General features: G+C 63.6%; 14 protein-coding genes. 9 read left to right on the top strand and 5 right to left on the bottom strand.

Annotated elements, in window-relative coordinates; translation table 11 throughout:
• Positions 1-74 precede the first annotated feature (74 nt).
• A complete protein-coding gene (gene tamL / locus DDQ68_RS17015) occupies positions 75-2,492 on the top strand; it encodes a translocation and assembly module lipoprotein TamL (RefSeq protein WP_162550190.1) in 2,418 nt (805 codons plus the stop codon).
• A 148-nt stretch (positions 2,493-2,640) separates the two neighbouring features.
• Here the strand turns inward: tamL and DDQ68_RS17010 are convergent, their stop codons facing one another.
• Together DDQ68_RS17010 and DDQ68_RS17005 are read right to left on the bottom strand one after the other, a co-directional pair.
• Positions 2,641-5,202, bottom strand: a complete 2,562-nt coding sequence (locus DDQ68_RS17010) for an FdhF/YdeP family oxidoreductase (protein WP_109657376.1) — start codon at positions 5,200-5,202, stop codon at positions 2,641-2,643.
• Positions 5,203-5,254: 52 nt separating this feature from the next.
• Complete coding sequence (locus tag DDQ68_RS17005; protein WP_109657375.1) at positions 5,255-5,578, bottom strand: DUF7009 family protein; 324 nt, start codon at positions 5,576-5,578, stop codon at positions 5,255-5,257.
• Positions 5,579-5,922: 344 nt separating this feature from the next.
• On the opposite strand from DDQ68_RS17005, the gene DDQ68_RS17000 reads away from it, so the two are divergent.
• Genes DDQ68_RS17000 through DDQ68_RS16985 form a run of 4 tightly spaced genes read left to right on the top strand, consistent with a single transcriptional unit; the run spans position 5,923 to position 13,144 of the window.
• The gene (locus DDQ68_RS17000; RefSeq protein WP_109657374.1) at positions 5,923-6,669 is read left to right on the top strand and encodes a hypothetical protein; all 747 of its coding nucleotides are present in this window, start codon (positions 5,923-5,925) and stop codon (positions 6,667-6,669) included.
• Positions 6,670-6,712: 43 nt separating this feature from the next.
• Positions 6,713-9,496, top strand: coding sequence for a TonB-dependent receptor (locus DDQ68_RS16995; RefSeq protein ID WP_109657373.1), 2,784 nt, complete (start codon positions 6,713-6,715; stop codon positions 9,494-9,496).
• An 8-nt stretch (positions 9,497-9,504) separates the two neighbouring features.
• Positions 9,505-10,662, top strand: coding sequence for a DUF4249 domain-containing protein (locus DDQ68_RS16990; RefSeq protein WP_109657372.1), 1,158 nt, complete (start codon positions 9,505-9,507; stop codon positions 10,660-10,662).
• A 52-nt stretch (positions 10,663-10,714) separates the two neighbouring features.
• On the top strand, positions 10,715-13,144 hold the full coding sequence (locus tag DDQ68_RS16985) for a hypothetical protein (protein WP_109657371.1): 2,430 nt from the start codon (positions 10,715-10,717) through the stop codon (positions 13,142-13,144).
• A gap of 20 nt (positions 13,145-13,164) precedes the next feature.
• On the opposite strand, the gene fdhD is transcribed toward DDQ68_RS16985, so the two are convergent.
• The gene (gene fdhD, locus DDQ68_RS16980) at positions 13,165-14,043 is read right to left on the bottom strand and encodes a formate dehydrogenase accessory sulfurtransferase FdhD (RefSeq protein ID WP_109657370.1); all 879 of its coding nucleotides are present in this window, start codon (positions 14,041-14,043) and stop codon (positions 13,165-13,167) included.
• Positions 14,044-14,164: 121 nt separating this feature from the next.
• On the opposite strand from fdhD, the gene DDQ68_RS16975 reads away from it, so the two are divergent.
• From DDQ68_RS16975 to DDQ68_RS16965, 3 genes are all read left to right on the top strand, one after another.
• Positions 14,165-14,752 (top strand): molybdopterin-binding protein, encoded by a 588-nt coding sequence (locus tag DDQ68_RS16975; RefSeq protein ID WP_109657369.1) that lies wholly within the window; start codon positions 14,165-14,167, stop codon positions 14,750-14,752.
• A gap of 156 nt (positions 14,753-14,908) precedes the next feature.
• Positions 14,909-16,054, top strand: coding sequence for a glycosyltransferase family protein (locus DDQ68_RS16970; protein WP_162550189.1), 1,146 nt, complete (start codon positions 14,909-14,911; stop codon positions 16,052-16,054).
• 398 nt (positions 16,055-16,452) lie between these two features.
• The gene (locus DDQ68_RS16965) at positions 16,453-17,289 is read left to right on the top strand and encodes a glycosyltransferase family 4 protein (protein WP_162550188.1); all 837 of its coding nucleotides are present in this window, start codon (positions 16,453-16,455) and stop codon (positions 17,287-17,289) included.
• Positions 17,290-17,340: 51 nt separating this feature from the next.
• Here the strand turns inward: DDQ68_RS16965 and DDQ68_RS16960 are convergent, their stop codons facing one another.
• On the bottom strand, positions 17,341-18,891 hold the full coding sequence (locus DDQ68_RS16960; protein WP_245897087.1) for an MDR family MFS transporter: 1,551 nt from the start codon (positions 18,889-18,891) through the stop codon (positions 17,341-17,343).
• 236 nt (positions 18,892-19,127) lie between these two features.
• Between DDQ68_RS16960 and DDQ68_RS16955 the strand changes: the two genes are divergently transcribed.
• Positions 19,128-20,399 carry a tetratricopeptide repeat protein gene (locus DDQ68_RS16955; protein ID WP_109657365.1) on the top strand — a complete coding sequence of 424 codons (1,272 nt, stop codon included), beginning with the start codon at positions 19,128-19,130 and terminating at the stop codon, positions 20,397-20,399.
• 121 nt (positions 20,400-20,520) lie between these two features.
• Here DDQ68_RS16955 and DDQ68_RS16950 read toward each other — a convergent pair whose 3' ends face one another.
• A complete protein-coding gene (locus tag DDQ68_RS16950; protein ID WP_245897086.1) occupies positions 20,521-21,672 on the bottom strand; it encodes an MFS transporter in 1,152 nt (383 codons plus the stop codon).
• Positions 21,673-21,932 lie beyond the last annotated feature (260 nt).

Here is a 21,932-nt window from a genome sequence, read left to right as displayed (position 1 = left end):
ACCACCCGGGGGCCCCAGCCCGCCGCCTCCGGGCGCGCCAGCCCGCGCACCTTTTTAATCCCATCGTATTGCTGTTGACCCATTTACTCTCTCCGCTCCGTTTTCGCTACTTGCTCGTGGGTGGCGCGGCCCTGTGGCTGTCGGCCTGCTCGGGGCTGAAATATATTCCGGCCAACGAGAAGCTGTACACCGGCTCGTCGGTAAAAATTGAGGCCCCCGAGAAACCCAAAAACGAGTCGGCCCTGGTAACGGAGCTGGAAGCCGTGGTGCGGCCTAAGCCCAATTTCTCGTTTTTGGGCTTGCGACCAAAGCTGTTTTTCTGGCACCTGGGCGAGGGCAAAACTAAGGGCCTGGGCCACTTCTTTGCCGACAAGCTGGGCGAGGCCCCGGTGCTACTTTCGCAGGTGAAGATTCCGGCCACTGAGAACCTGATGCTCAACCGCCTCTACAACCACGGCTTTTTCGCCGCCAAGGTGAGCCACGAGGTCAAGGAAAAAGCCAACACGGCCCAGGTGGATTATAAGGCCACCGTGGACCGGGCCTATACTATCCGCAGCGTCACGTTTCCGCCGGGCGACACGCTGCTTAGCACCGCTATTCGGGCCACGGCGCCCAACACGCTGCTGAAAGTGGGGGCCCCCTACGACCTGGGCGTGCTCACCAACGAGCGGCTGCGCATCGACGAGGCCCTGAAAAACCAGGGCTACTACTACTTCTCAGCCGATGCGCTGCTATTTGAAGTGGACAGCACCTACCACAAGGAGCTGAATGTGTTCGTGACCGTGAAGGGCACCACCCCGACCCGCTCGCGCCAGCCTTACCAGCTGCGCCACGTGACGCTGAACACGAACTACGTGCTGACCGACACCACCAACCGGGCCCCCATCATGGCCGACCGGTTCCGGTACTTCCCCGACGAGGAGATGTTCCGGGCCCAGGCCATTGCGCGGGCCACGTTCATCTTTCCCGATAGCCTGTACCGCCGCAGGCGGCGCGACCAGACCCTGAGCCGCCTCATGAGCCTGGGCACGTTCAAGTTCGTCGAAATCCGGTTCCGGCCCGTGGCCGCCGGCGACTCGGCGGGCCCCACGGCCCGCTACCGCGCCAACGCCCCGGCCAGCCTGCGGGCCGACTCGACGGACATCGGCACTACCCAGCAGTTCCCGGCCCTCAGCGGAGCCGTAGGCCTGGGCCGCCTCGATGCTGACGTGCTGATGACCCAGCTCAAGAAGAAAAGCCTGCGCGCCGAGCTGGGCCTCGTCAGCAAAAGCAACGGCTTTGTGGGCCCTGCCCTGAAGGTGACGTTCCGCAACCGCTCGGCCTTCCGCGGGGCCGAACAGCTGCTGGTGAACGCCACGGCCTCGACTGAGACGCAGAGCAACGCCGGCGGCTCGGGGGCCCTGGGCCTGACGAGCTACGAGCTGGGCGTAGATGCGCAGCTGCTCGTGCCGCGCCTCATCGTGCCCAACCTGCCGTTCTTCAACCCGCGCCTGGTGAACTCCGATTTCCAGCCCCGCACCACCTTTGGGGCGGGCATCAAGCTGGTGACGCGGGCCGGGTTTTTCACCGAGCAGCTCTTTAACCTGAACTACGGCTACAGCTTTAAAACCAAGATTACCAACGAGCAGGTCATCACGCCCATCGACGTGTCGTACGTGCGGCTCTCGAACACCGATACTGCTTTTACTAATTTACTGGACCGCAAGCCGTTCCTGAAGAACTCCTTCCGCGAGCAGTTCATTCTGGCCAGCAGCTACCGCTATACCTACAACCAGCAGACGCTGGAGCAGCGCCGCCAGCAAATCTATTTCCAGGGCGGCATCGAAACCAGCGGCAACCTGGCCGCGCTAATTTCCAGCAAAATAGGCACGCAGAATGCTGACGGCAAGTACACCATCGGCAACCAAGTATTCAGCCAGTACGCCAAGCTCGACCTGGAAATCCGCGAGTACTTTCGCCTCTCGGCCGACCCGGCCAAGGGCAACCGCATCGTGGGCCGCCTGCTGGCCGGCGTGGGCCGCCCCTACGGCAACTCCAGCGTGCTGCCCTACATCAAGCAGTACGGCGTGGGGGGCCCCAACTCCATCCGCGCCTTTGCCGCCCGGGGCATTGGCCCCGGCACCTACCGCCCCACCGGCAAAGACGTCAACAACAGCTTCTACGACCAGGTGGGCGACATGCGCCTGGAGGGCAACATCGAGTACCGCCAGGATTTGTTTCCCTACGTGAAGGGGGCCCTGTTCATGGACGCCGGCAACATCTGGCTCGTGAACAACGACCCCGCCCGGCCCGGTGGCCAGTTCAACGCCAGCTCCTTCCTCAACCAGCTGGCCGTGGGCGCGGGCGCCGGCATCCGCATCGACATTCAGTTTTTCGTCATCCGCTTCGACTACGCCGTGCCCCTGCGCGCCGGCTACGGCACCCCCGTCGACGACGCCGGCAATGTGAGCCACACCGGCCGCCTGAACCTGGCCATCGGCTACCCATTTTAGGGCCCCCAGGGGTAGCGTCTCGTAACAACGAAAGGCAACTAGAAACAGCAGAGCTATTCAGGAATTCTAATGAACAGCTTCGGCACAAAAAGGCCCTGCTACGTAACGTAGCAGGGCCTTTTTCACATCCTAAAAAGCCGCTGGGGCCCTAGGCGGGCACAGCTTCCGCGCGCGGCTTCCGCACTTGCGGGGCAGCGCCCACTTTGGCGGGAGCTACCGTCACCACCACGTATTTAGAGGTGGGGGTGTTGCTGACTTTGGCCACGCTGGCGATGGGCACCAGCGGGTTGGCCTCGGGGAAGTAGGCCGATACGTTGCCGCGCGGAATTTCGTAGGGCACCACTACGAATTTCTCCACCGTGCGCTCTTCGCCCTCGTAGTGGCTCGTAATGTCGATGAGGTCCTTGGCCTTGAGGCCGCGCTCAGCAATATCTTCCTTGTTCATGAACAGCACGCGCCGCTCGTTGTAGATGCCGCGGTAGCGGTCGTTGTACTCGTAGATGGTCGTGTTGAACTGGTCGTGGCTGCGCACGGTCATCAGCACGAGCTGGCCCGGCTCCAGGGTGTACTTCTCCAGCTCGGTGGTGCTGAAGTTGGCCATACCGTTGGCGGTCGTGAACTTCCGCTCGCGGGGCCCATTGGGCAGGTAGAAGCCGCCGGGTTTGCGCAGCTGCTCGTTGAACTTCTCAAAGCCGGGAATCACGCGCGAAATGTGGTCGCGGATCACGTCGTAGTTCTCCGTCATGGCCACCCAGTCGGCCACGTCGGTGCGGTCGGGGCCCAGCGTGGCAATGGCCACACCGGCCAGAATGGCCACTTCGCTCAGCATCTGGCCGGGCAGCGGCACCAGGGCCCCCTTGTTCTGGCTCACCACGCCCATCGAGTTTTCGCACGAAGTCATCTGGTGGCCCGCCTTCTGCATGTCAATGTCAAGGTGCGTGAAGCAGGGCAGCAGCAGGCTGGTGGTGCCCGTGACGAGGTGGCCGCGGTTGAGCTTGGTGCCCACGTACACGGTCAGGCTCTGCTTGCGCATGCCTTCGGCGATGACCTCGGTGTCGGGGCCCGCCGCCAGCAGGTTGCCGCCCAGGCTGAAGTACACCTTAGTTTTGCCGTGGTACATGGCCTTGAGGCTGTCCACTACGTCGAGGCCGTGCTCGTAGGGCGGCTGGAACTTAAACTCCTTGCCCAGCGCGTCCTGGAACGTCTTGGTGGGCTGCTCCCACACGCCCATCGTGCGGTCGCCCTGCACGTTGGAGTGGCCGCGCACCGGGCAGGTGCCCGCGCCGGGCTTGCCGATGGCGCCCTTCATGAGGTGCAGGTTCACGATTTCCTGAATCGTTTGCACGCCCTGGCGCTGCTGCGTCACGCCCATGGCCCAGCAGGTGATAATTTTCTGCTTGGTAGCCAGCATGTTGGCTGCTTCCAGCAAATCGGCGCGGCTGATACCGCTAATTTGCTCGATATCCTCCCAGCTGGTGTTGCGGATGTTCTGCTCGAACGACTCGAAACCCGTGGTGAACTCCTTCACAAAGTCGTGGTCGACCACCTTGCCCGGGTTGCGGTCCTCGGCCTCGAACAGGTGCTTCATGATACCGCGCAGCAGGGCCATGTCGCCGTCCACGCGCACTTGCAGGAACAGGTCGGTGATGGTGGTACCGTCGCCGAGCAGCACGCCCAGCGCCTTCAGCGGGTTCATGAAGTCCTGCGGGTTCTTGAAGTGGTTCAGGCCGGCTTCAATCAACGGATTGATGCTGATAATTTTGGCGCCATTTTGCTTAGCCTTTTGCAGCGCCGACAGCATCCGTGGGTGGTTGGTGCCCGGGTTTTGGCCGATGATGAGGATGACCTCCGCATCGTACAAGTCGTTGAGCGTAACGGAGCCCTTGCCCAGGCCCAGCGTGGGGCTTAGGGCCGCGCCGCTGCTCTCGTGGCACATGTTGGAGCAGTCGGGCAAATTATTGGTGCCGAACTGCTTGGCAAATAATTGAAACAAGAAAGCCGGCTCGTTGGGCACCTTACCCGAGGTGTAGAAAATTGCCTCGTCGGGCGAGGCCAGCGCGTTCAGCTCTTTACCAATAATATCGAACGCCTCGGGCCACTCGATGGGCTCGTAGTGGGTACCGCCGGGGCGCTTCACCATGGGGTGCGTGAGGCGGCCGGAGTTGTTCTGGTCGCGGTCGGTCATGCGCGAGAGGTCGGCCAGGCTGTGCTTGGCAAAAAACTCGGGGCCCGCCGCCCGGTCGTCGGCGTCGGAGGCCGTGGCCTTGGCGCCGTTCTCGCAAAACTCGGCAAACGAGCGGTGGTCGTCGGGATCGGGCCAGGCGCAGCTCGAGCAGTCGAAGCCGTCCTTCTGGTTCATTTTCAGCAGGCCCCGGGTGCCGCGGTTCACGCCGCCCTCGGTCCAGCTGAACTCCATCGACTTGATAACGGCCGTGACGCCGGCGGCGATTTTCATGCGCGGCTCCAGCTTCAGGCCGGTCAGCGCCTCGGGGGGCTGGGCCAGCACGGGGTACTGGTACTTGGCGCCCGTGTTGTCGGGGGCCGGAATGTGGGTTTGGTCGCGGTCCATCTGGGGGTCGGGGCGGTAGTGGTCGGGGGCGGGCGCTTCGCCCTGCTCCGCGCGTTCGCCGCTCTTGGGCTTATTGTCTTGGGCTCCTTGCTGCTCAGCTTTGCCGGCTTTGCTGGGGTCGTTGGTGGGAGAATCTTCCATGGGGTGGGACAGGCTGAAAGCGTATGAATGATATATTTATGAGTCGCTGTGGTTAGTGGCGGCAGTCGAGGTCTTTTTCTACTAAGATACGCAGCTGCTGGGCATCGGCCAATGCCACGTGCTCCGAAAAGCCATTTTGGGCGGTGCCGGTCCAGGCGTCGGCCAGGGCCCCGGGCACCAGCACCGTGAGGGCCCCGGGCGCGTAGCGCACGCCCACGGCGGGGGCCTCGGCGCGCTCCAGGGCGTAGGTCAGCTGCTGGCCCGCCGCGGCCCCGAAGTGCACCGCCGCCACTACCCGGCCCGTGGCCGCAAACTCCCGCACTTCGGCGTCGGACAAGCGCAGGCGGAGAGTGTCGTCTTCGATGCGGAGCTTCATGGAGCGAGGGGGATAAGGATTTAATTTTACGAGCTGCTGACCAGAACGAACAGCAAATTACGGACAGAAGTAGCCCGCGGGATAAAAATATTCGCCGCCCGGGCCCACACGACGGCCAGACGGCCCACGCAAATTTCCGCCAGCCGTCCGGCTCTCGTCCGAGGAAGGCAGCAAGCCGCGAGCAGCAGCGGAGGGCTAAACGGTCCTGGCCTTTAAATTTTACCGGCGCCCCAGGCCCGTGCAACCGTGGCGGCACTGTGGGCATCCTGTATGTTCCGGCACTGACATAGTTTTAGGGGCCCGCGCCCACGCTTCAACCCAGGGGCCCGGCCCAGCTACTTCGCATGAGAACCCCGCTGCTTTGCTGCCTGTGCTTCGTATTACTACTGAGCAATAAGGCCTTGGGCCAGGCCGCGGGCCCCGATTCCAGCGCCCTGGCGGCCTTGGGCCAGCGCTACGCAGCGGCCCTGGGCGTCGAGTCGCGCCTGTACAACGGCCCCGCCTACGCGGGCCGCATCGAGTCCTTCGTCAAAGGGCAGCCTTTTTTTGAGTCGGCCACGCCGCAGCTGGCCACCGTGGACTACGACGGCAACACGTACACCGGCGTGCCCCTGCGCTACGACCTGGTGCTAGGCCAGCTGGTGCTGCGGGTGCCGCCGGGCGTTACGGAGATGTACCTGGTGAACGAAAAAGTGGTACGGTTTGCCCTGGGGGGCCACACCTTCATTCGCCTGGTGGCCGACTCCGCCGGCTCGCCCGCACCGACGGGCTACTACGACCTGCTGGTGGAGGGCCCCGTGCGGGTGCTGGCCGCCCGCCGCAAAGACGTGCAGACGCGCGCCACCTTAGAAGGCATGCAGGGCGAAATATCCCAAATAGACGAGGTTTTTCTCTATAAAAACCGCCACTACTACCCCGTCAGCAGAGCCAAGGAACTGCTGCGCTTATTTCCGGAAAGCAAGGGGCCCCTGCGTGCCTACATTAGAGCGCAAAAGCTGACGTTTAGAGCCGCCAGCCGCGAGCTTTCCATCGCGGCCGTGGTGCGCTACTACGCCACCCTAGCCCCGCCCCCCACGGCCAGCACCCCCTAACCCGCTCACCGCCCACCAGCATCCTCTACCCGGTTTTGCATGCATGAAACACCTCTATGCGCTTGTTCTAATGGCCCTGCTGGGGGCCAGCAGCTTCTGTTGCTACGCCCAGGCCCCGGCGCCCCTCGTCAGCGGTAACTTCCAGGACCTGAGCGTAGAAGCGTTTGCGCGGCGGATTGAAGCCCAGACCCCGTACCGCTTTTTCTTCGATTCGGTGGCCGTGCGGGGCGTGCGGCTCACGGTGCAGGCGCAGGGCCAGCCGCTGGCCAGCGTGTTGCAGCAGGCCCTAGGGCCCACGGCGCTGCGGTTCGCCATCGACGAGGAGCACAACGTGTTCCTCACGGCCGGCGCGGCCGTGCCCACCGCCCTGCCGGACGGCTACTTCCAAGGGGCCCCCGGGGCCCCCGGGGCCCCCGGGGCCGTAGCCAGCAGCGCCCCCGCCACCGGGCCGGGGGCCCCCGCGGCCACGGCCCGCGGAACCGACGCCCCGGCGCGGCTCTACGAGATTGGCCCGGCGAGCGCGGCCGGCACCGGCCGGGCTACCCTGGCGGGCCACATCCGGGAGGCCAAATCGGGCGAGCCGGTGCTGGGGGCGGCGGTGTACGTCGTGTCGCCGGCCATCGGGGCGACCACCGACCAGTTTGGGTACTACTCCCTTACGCTGCCCGTGGGGCCCCACGTGCTGAACATCCGGGGCATCGGCATTAAGAATACCCAGCGCCGGATTGTGCTGCGCGCCGACGGCCAGCTGGACGTGGAAGTGGCCGAGGACATCACCGCGCTCAAGGAAGTGCTGGTGGAGGCGGAGAAGGACAAGAACGTGGCCGGTATGCAGATGGGCCTGGAGCGGCTCGACATCAAGACCCTGCGCCAGGTGCCCACGGCCTTCGGCGAAATCGACGTGCTGCGGGTGGTGATGCTGCTGCCCGGCGTGAAAACCATCGGCGAGGGCAGCACCGGCATCAGCGTGCGCGGCGGGGCCACCGACCAGAACCTGATTCTCTTCAACGACGCGACGATTTACAACCCCTCGCACCTGTTCGGCTTCTTTTCGGCCTTCAACTCCGACCTGCTCAAATCGGTGGAGCTGTACAAAAGCGCCATTCCGGCCCGCTACGGCGGGCGCATCTCGTCGGTGCTCGACATTGCCACCCGCGACGGCAACAACAAGCAGTTTGCCGGCACGGGCGGTATCGGGCTGCTCACCAGCCACCTCACCCTGGAGGGGCCCCTGGCCAAGGGCAAAAGCTCGTTCATCATCGGGGGCCGCACTTCGTATTCCGACTGGCTGCTGCACACGCTGCCGAGCCAGGCGCTGCGCCAAAGCGCGGCTTCGTTTTATGACGTGAGCGCCCACATCACGCACCAGTTCAACGCCAACAACACCGTGTACGCCACCGGCTACCTCAGCCACGACCGGTTTAAGCTGGCCGCCGACACGGCGTATGCCTACGACAACCGGGCCGCCAGCCTGAAGTGGAAGCACATCTTCGGCAACAAGCTGTACGGCGTGCTGACCGGCACCGCCAGCCAGTACCAGTACCGCATCACGAACGACAAAATCCCGGTAAACGCCTCGGCCCTGACCTTTGGCATCGGCCAGGTGGGCCTCCAGGCCGATTTCAGCTACTTCCACAACGCCACGCACACCGTCGAGTTTGGGGGCAGCACCCTGCGCTACCGCACCGCGCCCGGCACGCTGGCCCCGCTGGGCAGCGCGTCGCTGATTTTGCCCGACGCGCTGGCCCACGAGCAGGCCCAGGAAAGCGCCCTTTACGTGTCGGATCAGCTCAACCTGACGCCCCGGCTGGCCGTGTACCTGGGCCTGCGCTACTCGCTCTACCAGGCGCTGGGGCCCCGCGACGTGGCCCAGTACGCCCCCGGCGAGCCGCCCTCGCCCGGCGGGGCCCGCGACACGCTGCACTACGGCGCGGGGGCCGCCGTGGCCACCTACCACGGCCCCGAGTACCGGGTGTCGGTGCGGTACGCGCTGGCCGACAACGCCTCGGTGAAGGCCAGCTACAACCGCACGCGCCAGTACATCAGCCAGTTGTCGAATACGGCCACGGTGTCGCCCACCGACATCTGGAAGCTGAGCGACGCCTACATCCGGCCCCAGGTGGGCGACCAGGTGGCGCTGGGCTACTACCACAACTTCAAGCACAACACCATTGAGACGTCGGTCGAGACCTACTACAAGGCCGTGCACGACTTCGTAGACTACAAAAGCGGGGCCTCGCTGCTGCTCAACCACCACCTCGAAACCGACCTGGTGAACGCCGAGGGCAAGGCCTACGGGGTGGAGCTGTCCATCAAGAAGATAACGGGCAAAATTAACGGCTGGCTGAGCTACACCTACGCCCGCTCGCTGGTGCGGGTGAACCCGGGCACGCCGGCCGAGCGCATCAACGGGGGTAACTACTACCCCAGCAACTTCGACAAGCCGCACGACGTGACGCTGGTGGGCAACTACCGTTTCAGTAGGCGCTTCAGCACGTCGCTCAACTTCAACTACTCCACCGGCCGGCCCATTACGCTGCCGCTGGCCACGTACGTCATCGGCGGGGCCGAGCGGGTGTATTACTCCGACCGCAACGCCTACCGGGTGCCCGACTTCTACCGGGTTGACTTTGCGCTCAACATCGAGGGCGGCCACAAGGTGAAGCGGCTGGCCCGCAGCTCCTGGACGGTTTCGGTGTACAACCTGACCGGCCGCAAAAATCCGTACTCGGTGTATTTCAAGTCGGTGGACGGTAAAATTTCGGGCTACCAGCTCTCACTCTTCGGCCAGCCCATTCCGTCGGTCACCTACAATTTCAAGTTTTAACTGCCGCCATGCTGCGTTTGAGAAAGTGTTTTTCGGGGGCCCTGGCCGTGGCGCTGGGGGCGGGGCTGGCGGGGTGCGTCGAGCCCTACGCGCCCGACGTCATCAGCGCGCCCAATAGCTACCTAGTCGTTGATGGCTTCGTCAACCTCCAGGGCATCAGCACCATCCGGCTCTCGCGCACCAAGGGCCTGAACGACCCCGTGCCGCCGCCGGCCGAAACGCGGGCCACCGGCTACCTCCAGGACGACGCCGGGGCCCGCTACCCGCTCGCCGAGCTGGGGGCCGGCACCTACGCCTCGGCCTTTCTGTACCTGAGCCCCGCCCGCAAGTACCAGCTGCACCTGCACACCGCCGCCGGCCGCGACTACGAATCGGACCTGGTGGCGGCCAAGCTGGCCCCGCCCATCGACAACCTGTCGTGGGACCGGGACGCCCTGGGCGTGCACGTGCAAGTGAGTGCCCACGACGCCACCAGCGCTACGCGCTACTACCGCTGGACCTACGTTGAAACGTGGGAATTCCGGTCGGCCTACCCGTCGTTTTTAATGTACAACCCGAATACCCGCGTCATAGAACCGCGGACGGAAGACATCTACCACTGCTGGGCCACGGCCCCCTCCACCACCATTCCGCTGGGCAAAACCACGGCGCTGAGCCAGGACGTAGTAGCCAATTTCCCCGTGGTTTCGCTGCCGGAAAACTCCGCGAAGCTGCGCATCAAGTACAGCGTGCTGGTGCGGCAATACGCCCAAACCCCGGAGGAATACGCCTATTGGGAAAAGCTAAAAAAGAACACGGAAGACATCGGCACCCTGTTCGACCCGCTGCCCACGCAGCTCACCGGCAACGTGCACTGCCTCCAGGACGCCGCCGAGCCGGTGCTGGGCTACGTGGGGGCCACCACCGTCACGGAGCGGCGCTTGTTCATCGACAACAGCTCGTTTCCGCGCTCCATCAAGTTCCAAACCGGCTACGAAACGTGCGTCCCGCCCGATACCGTGCGCCTGAGCGCCGCCCAATCGTACTTCAGCAGCCCCACGTCGCTGCCCCTCGAGGAGCTGTACAATAGCAGAGACGGGACCTTGATGGGGTACAGCGGGGCTTCGGCGGGCTGCGTGGACTGCCGCCTGCGGGGCACCAACGTAAAACCAAGCTTCTGGCCATAGCCTTTTGGTTGATACCGCTTTTGTTACTACCCTTACCCCGCGTGCCCGCCCCATGACCGTTCGCCGTTCGCTGATTGCCGCTTCGCTGCGCCGCCTGCTCCGGCGGGCCGTTCTGCCCGGGTTGGGGCTGGCCGGGCTGCTGGGCGCGGGCCCGGCGTTTGGGCAGGCCGACTCGCTCCGGGGCCCCGGCCAGCGCTTGGCCCGCTACGCCCAACGCACGCCCACCGAGAAGCTGTTCCTGCACCTGGACCGCCCCTGCTACGCGAGCGGCGAAACGCTGTGGTTTAAGATTTACGCCGTGGAGGGCACCGGGCACCGGCCCCTACCGGCCAGCCAGGTGGCCTACGTGGAGGTGCTGGACGGCGCGCAGCAACCCGTGCTGCAAGCCGCCATTGCCCTGCGGCACGCCACCGGGCACGGCTCGCTGGTGCTGCCCGCGGCCCTGGCGTCGGGCCGCTACACGGTGCGGGCCTACACCAGTTGGATGCGCAATTTCGACCCCGGGCTGTACTTCCAAACCAGCATTGCCGTGGTGAACACCAACGCCCCGGCGGGGGCCCCGCCGGCCCGCCCGGCCCCGGCCTACGACCCGCAGTTTTTCCCCGAGGGCGGCTACCTGGTGCGGGGCCTCAGCAGCCGGGTGGGGTTCAAAATTACCGACGGCACCGGCCGGGGCGTGGCCGCCGAAGGCACCGTGCTGGACGCGGCGGGGGCTGTGGTGGCGCACTTCCAAACGCGGCAGTTTGGCCTGGGCAGCTTCGCCTTCACGCCGGTGCGGGCCGGCGCGGCCTACACGGCCGTCGTCACCGCCAACGGGCAAGCCTTTACCTGCCCGCTGCCGCCGGTGCGCGAGCAGGGCTACGTGCTGCGCCTGGAAGAGGCCGGCCCCGCGCAGCTGCGCGTGGTGGTGCAGGCCAGCGGCGCGGCCCTGGCCACCGACACCCTCTTTTTGCTGGGCCACACCGGGCAGCAAATCGGCGTGGCGGCTGGGGCCCGGCTGCGCGACGGCCAGGCCAGCTTCGTGGTGAACAAGCAACGGCTGGCCGACGGCATTTCGCATTTTACGCTGTTCGACGGCCACCAGCAGCCGGTGTGCGAGCGGCTCTACTTTCGGCCGCCCGCTACCCAGCTGCCCCTCACCGCCCGGGCCGACCAGCCCCAGTACGGCCCCCGCCAAAAGGTGACCTTGCAGCTAGCCGCCGGGGCCCCGGGCGCGCCCCTGCCCGCCAGCCTGTCGGTAGCGGTGTACCAGCTCGATTCGCTCGCGGCCACCGGCGGGCCCGACGTGGCCAGCTACCTCTGGCTGACCGCCGACCTGCGGGGCCCCGTGGAACACCCGGACTACTACCTGGCCGCCAGCCCCGAAGCCGCCGCCGCCGCCGACGACCTGATGCTGACCCAGGGCTGGAGCCGGTTCCGGTGGCCCGCCGTGCTGGCCGGCCGGCCCGACTCGCTGGCCTACCTGCCCGAGCTGCACGGCCAGCTGGTGCGGGGCCGGGTGGTGAGCCGCGCCACGGGGGCCCCGGCGGTGGGCGTCACGGCCTACCTCAGCGCCCCCAGCCGCCGCATCCAGCTCTACAATTCCATCAGCAAGGCCGGCGGCAGCGTGCAGTTTGAAGTGGGCGACTTGTACGGGACCCAGCAGCTGGTGGCCCAGCCCGACGGCCGACGCGACAGCCTCTACCAGGTGGAAATTTTTAGCCCGTTCGCGCGGCAGTACGCGGCCCCGCGGCCCGGGGCCCCCGGGCTGCGCGAGGGCCTGGCCCCCGCCCTGCTGCGGCGGCACGTGCAAGCCGGGGTGCAGCGCCAGTTTTACCAGGGCCCGCCCGTGGCGTACCGGGCTCCCCGCACCGACAGCCTGGCGTTTTACGGCAAGCCGGACGAGCACTACCGGCTCGACGACTACACCCGCTTCAAGGTGCTGGAGGAGGTGATGCGCGAATACGTGCCGGGCGTGCTGGTGCGCATCCGTAAAGACGGCTTTCATTTTTTGGTGATGAACGACGACGCCCGGGGTGTGCTGGAGGACCCGCTGGTGCTGCTGGACGGCCTGCCCATCTTCGACACCAACCGCATCATGGCCTTCGACCCGCTGAAAATCAAGCAGCTGGATGTTGTCACCAAGCGCTACATCCTGGGGCCCCAGGTATTCAACGGCATCGTGAGCTACGCCACTTACAAGGGCGACCTGGCCGGCTTTCCCCTTGCCGCGTACGCGCTGTTGCAAGAATACGAAGGCCTGCAAGGCCAGCGGGAATTTTACGCCCCCCGCTACGAAACGCCCCAGCAGCGCCAGAGCCGGCTGCCCGACTTCCGCAACCTGCTCTACTGGAACCCGGAAATCAGGGCCGGTGCGGGCCCCGCGCCCACGTTCTACACCTCCGACCAAGTGGGCAGCTACCGGGTAGTGGTGCAGGGCGTGGCCGCCAATGGGCTGGCCGGCAGCACCAGCTTCACCTTCGAAGTGAAGCCGGCTTTGTAGCGCAGCACCCGGGGCCCCAGCTATTCGCCCGCGGGCCCCACCCGCCACGGGTGCGAGTAAATATTGAACCGCTCGTTGCGCACGAAGCCCAGCACCGTCATCCCGAACCGCTCGGCGGCCTGCACCGCCAGGCTACTGGGGGCCCCCACGGCGGCCAAAATACCGAGGCCCGCCGCCGCCGCTTTCTGCACCAGCTCGAAGCTGGCGCGGCCGCTTACCAGCAGCACGTGCTGGTGCAGCGGCAGCCAGTCTTGCAGCAGCGCCGCCCCAATGAGCTTGTCGAGGGCGTTGTGGCGGCCCACGTCTTCGCGCAATAGCAGCAGCTCGCCCGCCGGCGAAAACAGGGCCGCCGCGTGCTGCCCGCCAGTTTGCTCGAAGCCGGCCTGGGCGGCGCGCAGCCGCGCGGGCAGCTGGTGCACGGTGGCGTAGGCCAAGTGGGGCCCCTGGGCGGGCAGCACCGGGCAGGTGGTGGTTTGGATGGCGTCGATGCTGGTTTTGCCGCACACCCCGCAGCTAGAGCTGGTGTAGAAATGCCGCTCCAGGCCCTGAAAATCAACGGGAACGTGGTCGGCCAACTCGGCGCGCACCACGTTGCCGGCCTCCTCGGGCTTCCGCACGTCGGGGCAGGGGCGCACGCCCAGCAGGTCGGCTTTGCCATGGATGATGCCTTCCGTCAGCAAAAAACCGGCGGCCAGTTCCTCGTCCTGCCCCGGCGTGCGCATCGTCACGGACAGCGTGCGGTGCGAGCGGCCGCCGGCCACCGCGTAGCCCAGCCGGATTTCCAGCGGCTCCTCGGCGGCCAGCTGGTCGGTAGCGGGTTCGGCGGGGCCCTCGCCGTACACCTTTTGCACGGTGGCGTACTCGTAACTAGCGGCGGGCAACAAGATGGCGGGTTCCATGCAAAAAAGGCTATAAGCATGAAACCACCGAAGCGGACCGGTGTTTTGGCCGCCGCGCTGGGGGCCCACGCCAGGCAAACGGGCAAGGTTTATATTTGCCCTAATCACTGCGCCTTTTCTCATGCCTTATTCATCCCTGCGCTCCTGGGGGCCCGCGCTGGCCGTTGCCTTGCTCCTCAGGGGCCCACCAGCGCAAGCCCAGACGCCCGCCGCCAAACCGACGCCCGGCGTTACGGCCCCAGCTGCCTTGCGCCTCGATGGCCTCGATGGCCTCGATGGCAAAAACCGCAACCTGACGGCGGCCGCCCTCGCCGCCCTACCCCGCCAGGAGGTGCGCGCCACCGGCAAAGATAACCAGGCCCACACCTACCAGGGCGTGGCACTGGCCGATGTGCTGGCCCTGGTGGGGGCCCCGCAGGGCAAGGCCATCCACGGCAAGGCCCTGGCCCTGGTGGCCGAAGCCGCCGACGGCTACCACGGGGTCTTTGCCTTGCCCGAGCTCGACGACGCGTTTGCCAGCCAAGTAGTGCTGCTGGCCACCGCCCGATTCGGCCAGCCCCTGCTGGCCAAGTCGGGCCCCTACCAAATCATCGTGCCCCAGGAAAAGCGCCCCGCCCGCAGGATGCGGCAGGTGCGGTGCCTACACCTGGTGCGGGTGCCGGCGCAACTGGGGCATTTTTTCTGTAAAGCATTGAGTACCCGTCGGTAAATAGCTTATGCTAAAACAGACGGCCATGCTAAGCTTGTTGAAGCATATATGCTGCGTAACTAACTCTAAATATTGTGGTTAACCCCGAATAAGAGATGCTTCGACTACGCTCAGCATGACGTTTTTTACATCAAACTAATTAGCAACGAGTACTTTATGAGAATTATTTTTCTTTGTGGTGGGCTGGAACCGGGCCGCGACGGCGTAGGTGATTATACCAGGCGGCTCGCCGGAAAGCTGCTCGAACAAGGGCATGAAGTAGCCGCCGTGGCCCTGGCCGACAGCAACACAGAACAACAGCTGGCTGAAACGCAACACTTAGATGGCAGTAGCATCTCCGTTCTCCGGCTGCCTCACACGTGGCCCCTACAAAAGCGAAGCGCGGTAGCCAGGGAATGGATTGACCAGTTTGACCCTGAGTGGATCAGTTTGCAGTTTGTTTGCTTTTCATTTCACCCCAAAGGGTTAAATTTTGATTTAGGCGGACACCTTAATCTTATTTGCCAAGGAAGAAAGTTGCACGTTATGGTGCACGAGTTATGGGTCGGCGAGGACACGAAATCTTTCTCAAAAGAGCAAGTCTTAGGCTGGCTTCAGAAGGCAACTATTCGCTTGCTATTCAAGACCCTGGCGTTTGATGCTGTTTCAACCAGTAATTCATTTTATCAAACTTGCTTGGCAAAGATCGGTGTTGACGCGGGGCAAATAAATATCTTCAGCAACTTACCGGTTGGCCATAAACCCCGGACGGGTTTGTACGACCAATTACCCGGGAAAGTACGCCGAAACAGGGACCAGTACCTGATTGCTTCATTTTTTGGTACTTCGGATTATCGAAACCCTGACTTAACCATTGCAAACCTGAAGTTTTTAGCTGCCAGCACCGACAAAACCCTCTTAGTTACGCACGTGGGGCGAGCTACTGGCGTAAGTAATTTTTTTTTAAAACTGAGCGAGTTGCTTAATTTGGAAACCCATATATTTGGTGAGTGCAACGACCAGGACATTGCTGACTATTTTTGCTCCACGGATGTAGGATTGAGCACTTATCCCAAGATTGTATTTGAAAAGAGTGGCAGCATTGCCGCCATGCTCAATAATGGCCTGCCCGTACTCTTACTAAGGGATTCATTCGTCACCGACGAGAGAAAAATTGATTGGGTTGAGGAAGCCCACCGGATTGGTAACCTTGACCAATTCATGAGTCAAAAAAATACTTTCTCTGACAACTACGGCGTGAGCCAGGCTGCTGAGAAATACATTAGGGTTTTTGAATCGTCAAGAAGCATGCGCATTGTCTAATTGCTGCCCGCAACATTACCTGACAAGTCGACCTAATTAAGTTGACCATTATAAATCGTACTAGCTGGATTAATTAGCTTGTCGGCTTTTGGGAAAGGCTCAAAAAGTTACTCGTAGTCAACGATTGATTAATTGATTGATTTCGACAATATATTTGACCCAAGCAGTACCAACGAACTCAACTACTTTACATGGGCATTAGCACTAAAAATCTTTTAATAATCGGCTCTACCCTTGGGCCCTACGGGGGAATGGAAGCATTTATGATAACCCTGGCGGAAGCCGCAACCCACTGGCCCGAGTTTGAAGTAAAACTCTGCTTTAAGATGGTGAAGGGGCATGAGCCTGCTCCTGATTTGGTGGAGCAGGCCAACGCCGTTTGTTCTCAGGTATATTTTGTGCAAAGCAGCTCGTTGCAATTATTAAAATTAATTACGTGGGCCGATGTTCTGCATATTCAAAATACCCCGCCCGACGTTGTTTTTAGCGCCAGCCTGCTGCGAAAAAAGATTCTGCTGACTGTGCACAACTGGCGCCGCCGGACGCTCAACTTGCACAACGTGCTGTGGGGACTGTCGGTGCAGTTGGCGCACCGCCGGTGGTTCAACTCTAAGTTTGTGTGGGACACGTGGGAGCCGAACGAGAAATCGGCCACCAGCGACAGTTTCCCCACGGTATCGAAGCTGCCGGAGGGTTGGTGCCCGCCCGAGCAACGGCGCGGGTTTCTGTTCATCGGCCGCTGGATTCCGGGTAAGGGGCTGGAGGAAATCGTTCGGGCCTACTCACAATGCAACCTTGACCCCAAAGCCTGGCCGTTGACGCTGCTCGGCAACGGGCCCCTGAAGCCCACGGTTTTGGCTTTGATTACCGAGCTGGGCTTGACTTCGGTGAACTTGCCGGGCTTCGTCGAGGTCGAGGTGAAGGAAAAGCTGCTGGCAAGCACGTGCTGGCTGTTGGCTCCTGCCAATACCAAGGAGGATTTGGGCCTGACGCCCATCGAGGCCCGCAACGTGGGGGTGCCGTCCATCGTCACCCGCGATGGGGGGCTGCCCGAGGCTGGGGGCCCCGCTGCGCTGGTGGCCGAGCCCGGCGACGTGGACGACCTAGCCCGGTGCATGCGCTTGGCCGTGGACATGGGCGAGCAAGAGTACCGCAAGCGGGGCGAGCTAGCCAAGGCTTCGCTGGACGGTTATTTGCGGCCCCTGACATTTTACCGCGACGCCTACAATGGCTAGCATATGCGGGGATTGGCTTGGCTTACCGAAACCAGGGACGGGCAACGGTCACTATTCGGCGGGCGGCCCGTCGTTGCTTTTGCGCAGCGGCAGCTCCGGAATGAAAAGCGTCGTGATAAGCCCGCCCACGACCAGGAAAATATTTAATAAATAGACCCGCCCGATGGCCTTGGCGAAGGCATTGCGTACCGCAGGGCTGGGGGCCCCGGTAGCAGCCACTGGCCTTGCGGCCGCGATGGTTTGGCGCGGGGCCCTGGCCGCCTGGGCGGGCAGGGCATGGGCCAGCGTGAGGCTGAGCACCGCGCCCAGCGCCGAGGCGGCCAGGGCCCCGCCAATCTGCCGGGAGAACTGGCTGGCCGACGTGGCCTGGCCCATGAGCTGGGGCGCGGTGGCGTTTTGCACGGCCAGGGTGTAGAGTGGCATGGTGGGCCCCAGGCCCAGGCCGCACACCGCTAAGTAGATGAGCACTTGGTAGTATTGCACAGTGGGCGGCATGGTGGCCAGCAGCGACAGGCCTACCAGCAGCAGCGAGATGCCCGCCAGCATCCAGCGCTTGTAGTGGCCGTAGCGCGACACCATTTGGCCCGCCAGCAGCGAGCCCGTGACCACGCCCAGCGAGAGCGGAATGAGGCTGACGCCGGCCCGCGTGGCCGACTCGCCCAGCACGTTCACCATGAACAGGGGCTCGAAGATGATGACCCCCAGGAACGCCCCGCCCAGCAGGAACAAGGCGGCGTTGGCCGTGCGGAACACCTTGTTTTTGAACAAGCTGAAGTTGAGAATGGGGTTTTCGTGGCGCAGGCTGCGCCCTACGAACAGCGCCAGGGCCCCCAGGGCCCCGCCCAGCAGGCCCAGCGTGAGCGGGGCCGTCCAGCCGTACTGCGCCCGGTTGAGCTGCAAGGCCGCCACCAGGGGCCCCAGCCCGCTCACCAGCAGCAGGGCCGACACAAAATCGAACGACTTGGGCGCGGTGCGCGGCCGCAGCGGCGGCATGTACTTGAGGATGAACCACAGCGCCACCAGGCCCAGCGGCAGGTTCACGTAGAACACTAGCCGCCAGCCCTCCACCCCCGGAATCAGGCCCCCGCCACGGTCGGTGAGGAAGCCGCCCAGCAGGGGCCCCAGCACCGACGACGTGCCGAATACGGCCCCCGTGTAGCCCTGGTAGCGCCCCCGCTCGGCGGGCGGAAACAGGTTGGCAATGATGATGAAGGCCATCGCAAACAGCCCCGCGCCGCCCAGCCCCTGCACGGCCCGGAACACGATGAGCTGCGTCATGCCGTCGCCCAGCAGCGGCAGCGTACCAAACTTTCCCGCCAGCCCGCACAGCCCCGAGCCCAGCAGAAACACGCTGACCGCCACCACCTCAATGGTGCGGCGCGAGTACATGTCGGCCAGCTTGCCATAAATGGGCACCAGCGCCGTGCTGGCCACCAGATAGGCCGTGGCCACCCACGTGAAACGGTCGAGGCCGTGCAAATCGGCCACGATGCGTGGCAGCGCCGTGGACACGATGGTTTGGTCGAGGGCCCCCAGGAACATGGCTAGCAGGATGCCGCCGAAGGTGAGCATCTTCTGACGGTGGGATAAGGTATCGGTCAAAACGAACGGGGCATTAGGCAAAAGGGCTGCCTGTGTACTGGCCGGGGCCCCCAGCGGTTGCCGCAGTTGCCGGATTAGGGGCCCCGGCATTTGGGCAGGTGGGAGGCATTTAGAATATTTTCAAGAAAACCGGCCCTTTATCACCAACTGTCATGCGGCAATAATCAATCAAAAAACCTACTTTTAGGGGACTAAGAGGTTATAATTGCTTGAACAATTCTTTATACACTTATTTTATGGATATTGTCCAATTCTTAGCACGTGGCCGGCGGGTCCTGCTGGCGTTGGCGCTACTGCTACCGGTTTTTTCGGCCGTGGCCCAGGTCGCTGATACAGCGCGGCACATGGCCGGCATCAAGGAAGTTGAGCTGACCGATGTGGAAGTGGCCCCGCAAGCCGTCGATACCAAGGGCTGGCTGCTGCTCGATCAGGACGTGCAGCAGGAGCTGAACGGGGCCGTGCACAACCTCTACAACTTTAAGTTCGACCGGGCCGACCGGCAGTTTCGGTCGCTGCGCCGCCGCTACCCCGAGCACCCCATGGCCTACTTCCTGATGGGCTTGAGTACGTGGTGGAAAATATTGCCCACCAATATGGGCACCACACAGTACGACCGCACCTTTTTTGCTTACATGGACACGGCCACCACCAAAGCCAAAAAGCTGTACGACGCCGACAAGCACAACTACGAAGCCTGCTTTTTCCTCTCGGCCGCCTACGCCTTCGACGCCCGCCTGCACGCCGAGCGCCACGACTGGCGCAAGGCCACGGTGAGCAGTAAACGCTCGCTCGAATACCTCGACAAAAGCAAAGAGGCCAACGACTTGAGTCCGGAATTTCTCTTCGGCCAGGGCCTGTTCAACTACTACGCCGTGTGGATTGCCGACGAGTATCCGTGGCTGCGGCCGGTGCTGTTTTTCTTCCCGAAGGGCAACCGCGACGCCGGTATTTCCCAGCTGCGCACGGTGGGCAAAACCGGCTTTTACACGGCCATCGAGGCCCGGTTCTTCCTCATGCGCATTTTGGGCAGCGAGCGCGAGCACGAGGAAACCGCGGCCCTGAACGTGGCCCGCCAGCTGGTGGCCGAGTTTCCCGACAACAGCTACTTCGAGCGCAACTACGCCATGCTCTGCTTCCGCGAGGGCGACTGGGCGAACTGCGAGCAGGCCAGCAAATCCATCCTGGCCAAGCTCAACGCGGGCCTGCCCGGCTACGAGGGCTACTCGGGGCGCTACGCCACCTACTTCCTGGGCTTTTTGATGCAGTACCGCTACCACAAGCTCGACGCCGCCCGCGACTACTACCAGCGCTGCATCGTGTTTTCCGAAACCCTGGCCAACACCAGCGGCGGCTACTACCAGGGCGCGGCCTTCAACCTGGGCAAGCTGGCCGAGGCCGACACCGACCTGCGCAGTACCAAGCGCTACTTCCAAATGGTGGTGGCCGGCGGCGACCGCACGGCCCCATCTTATAAAGAAGCTTCCGTGTGGCTAAAAGGGCACAAGTGAGGGCGTAGTGAAATGTATGAGAATGTGAAGGATGTGAAGGATGTGAAAAAATACTAGGCCTTGGCTTATTCCCACATTTTCATATTTCCCCACATCTCCTTATATCTCCACATTTAAAAAATCAAATCTTTACCCGGCTGGCCACGGCCGATACGCACAGGCCCATCACGGCGACGAGGGCCAGCGATACGCGCAGGCTGGTGGCCCCGGCGATGAGGCCGATGACCGGGGGCCCCAGCAAAAAGCCCACGAACCCGAGGGTGGACACCGCCGCCAGGGCCATGCCCGCCGACATGGTGGTGGAGCGCCCCGCTGCACTGTACACCAGCGGCACCACCGACGACGTGCCGAAGCCCACCAGCAAAAAGCCCAGCAGCGCCACCGGTAGCACCGGGAACGCCACCGCCAGCGCCAGCCCCGTGGCCGTGAGCAGCCCGCTGCCCTGAATCACGCGCCGGGCCCCCAGGCGGGCCGCCAGCCCGTCGACCCCGAAGCGGCCCAGTGCCATGGTGCTCATGAAGACTGTGTAGCCCGCGCCCACCCAATTGCGGTCTACTTGCAGTACCTTTTTGAAGTATACGCCGCTCCAGTCGAACATGGCGCCTTCGCAAATGAGGGCGCAGAAGGCAATGGCCCCCAGGCCCAGCAGGTGGCTGTCGGGCCGCACGAAGGCTGGTTGGTTGGGGTCAACGCCGCTGTCGTGGCGCACCACATTGCTGGCGCTCACGGCCAGGCCGGCGGCAATGAGCAGCGCGATGAGCAGGAAGTGATACCCCGGCGGCACCCGGGCCCCAATCATCACCGTGCCGATGGCCGCGCCGGCAAACCCCGCCAGGCTCCAGAGCCCGTGGAACGAGGCCATGATGGGTTTGGTGTACAGCCGCTCTACGTTGATGGCCTGGGTATTAACCGAGATGTTAGTCAGGTTACCGCCCACTCCGAATATCATCAGCAGCGGCACCAGTTGGTAGAGGTTGGCCGCCCAGCCCAGCGCCGCCAGGTCCACGGCGTAGAGCAATACGCCTGCCAGCACCACCTGCCGGCTGCCGCGTTTGGCCACCAGCCACCCCGCCAGCGGTAAACTCAGCAGCTGCCCCGCCGGAATGGCAAACAGCACCAGCCCTAGCTGGCCGTCGCTCACACCCATGCGCTGCTGGATGTTGGGAATGCGCGAGGCCCACGTGGCAAAGCACAGCCCAAGCAAAAAAAACAGGGCCCCCACCGCCGCCCGGTGCTTTTTGCGCGAGCCCGCCGCCAAAACTGAAGAATCCAAGGCCATCATACGCTATTCACTACTAATGCCCAGGGCCTCGCTGGGCCCCCAAGCGCGTTAAAAACCAATCTCCTCTAACCCCAAACGGTGGCCAGGGTTATGCCTTCGCCGAGCGCAAAGGATTGTTTTTTAAACCCACGCGCCCGCCGCGCGCTACTCGTTTGGGGCCCCAACGGCTCAAAATAAACTGCCCGCCGCGGCTTGTGCCCCCAGCGGCCAACGCCAGCTGACTTGGGAAGGCTTGAAATTCCGCGCCCGCG

This window comes from Hymenobacter nivis (genome assembly GCF_003149515.1).
GTDB lineage: Bacteria > Bacteroidota > Bacteroidia > Cytophagales > Hymenobacteraceae > Hymenobacter > Hymenobacter nivis.
This window is presented reverse-complemented; position numbering and strand designations above follow the sequence as displayed.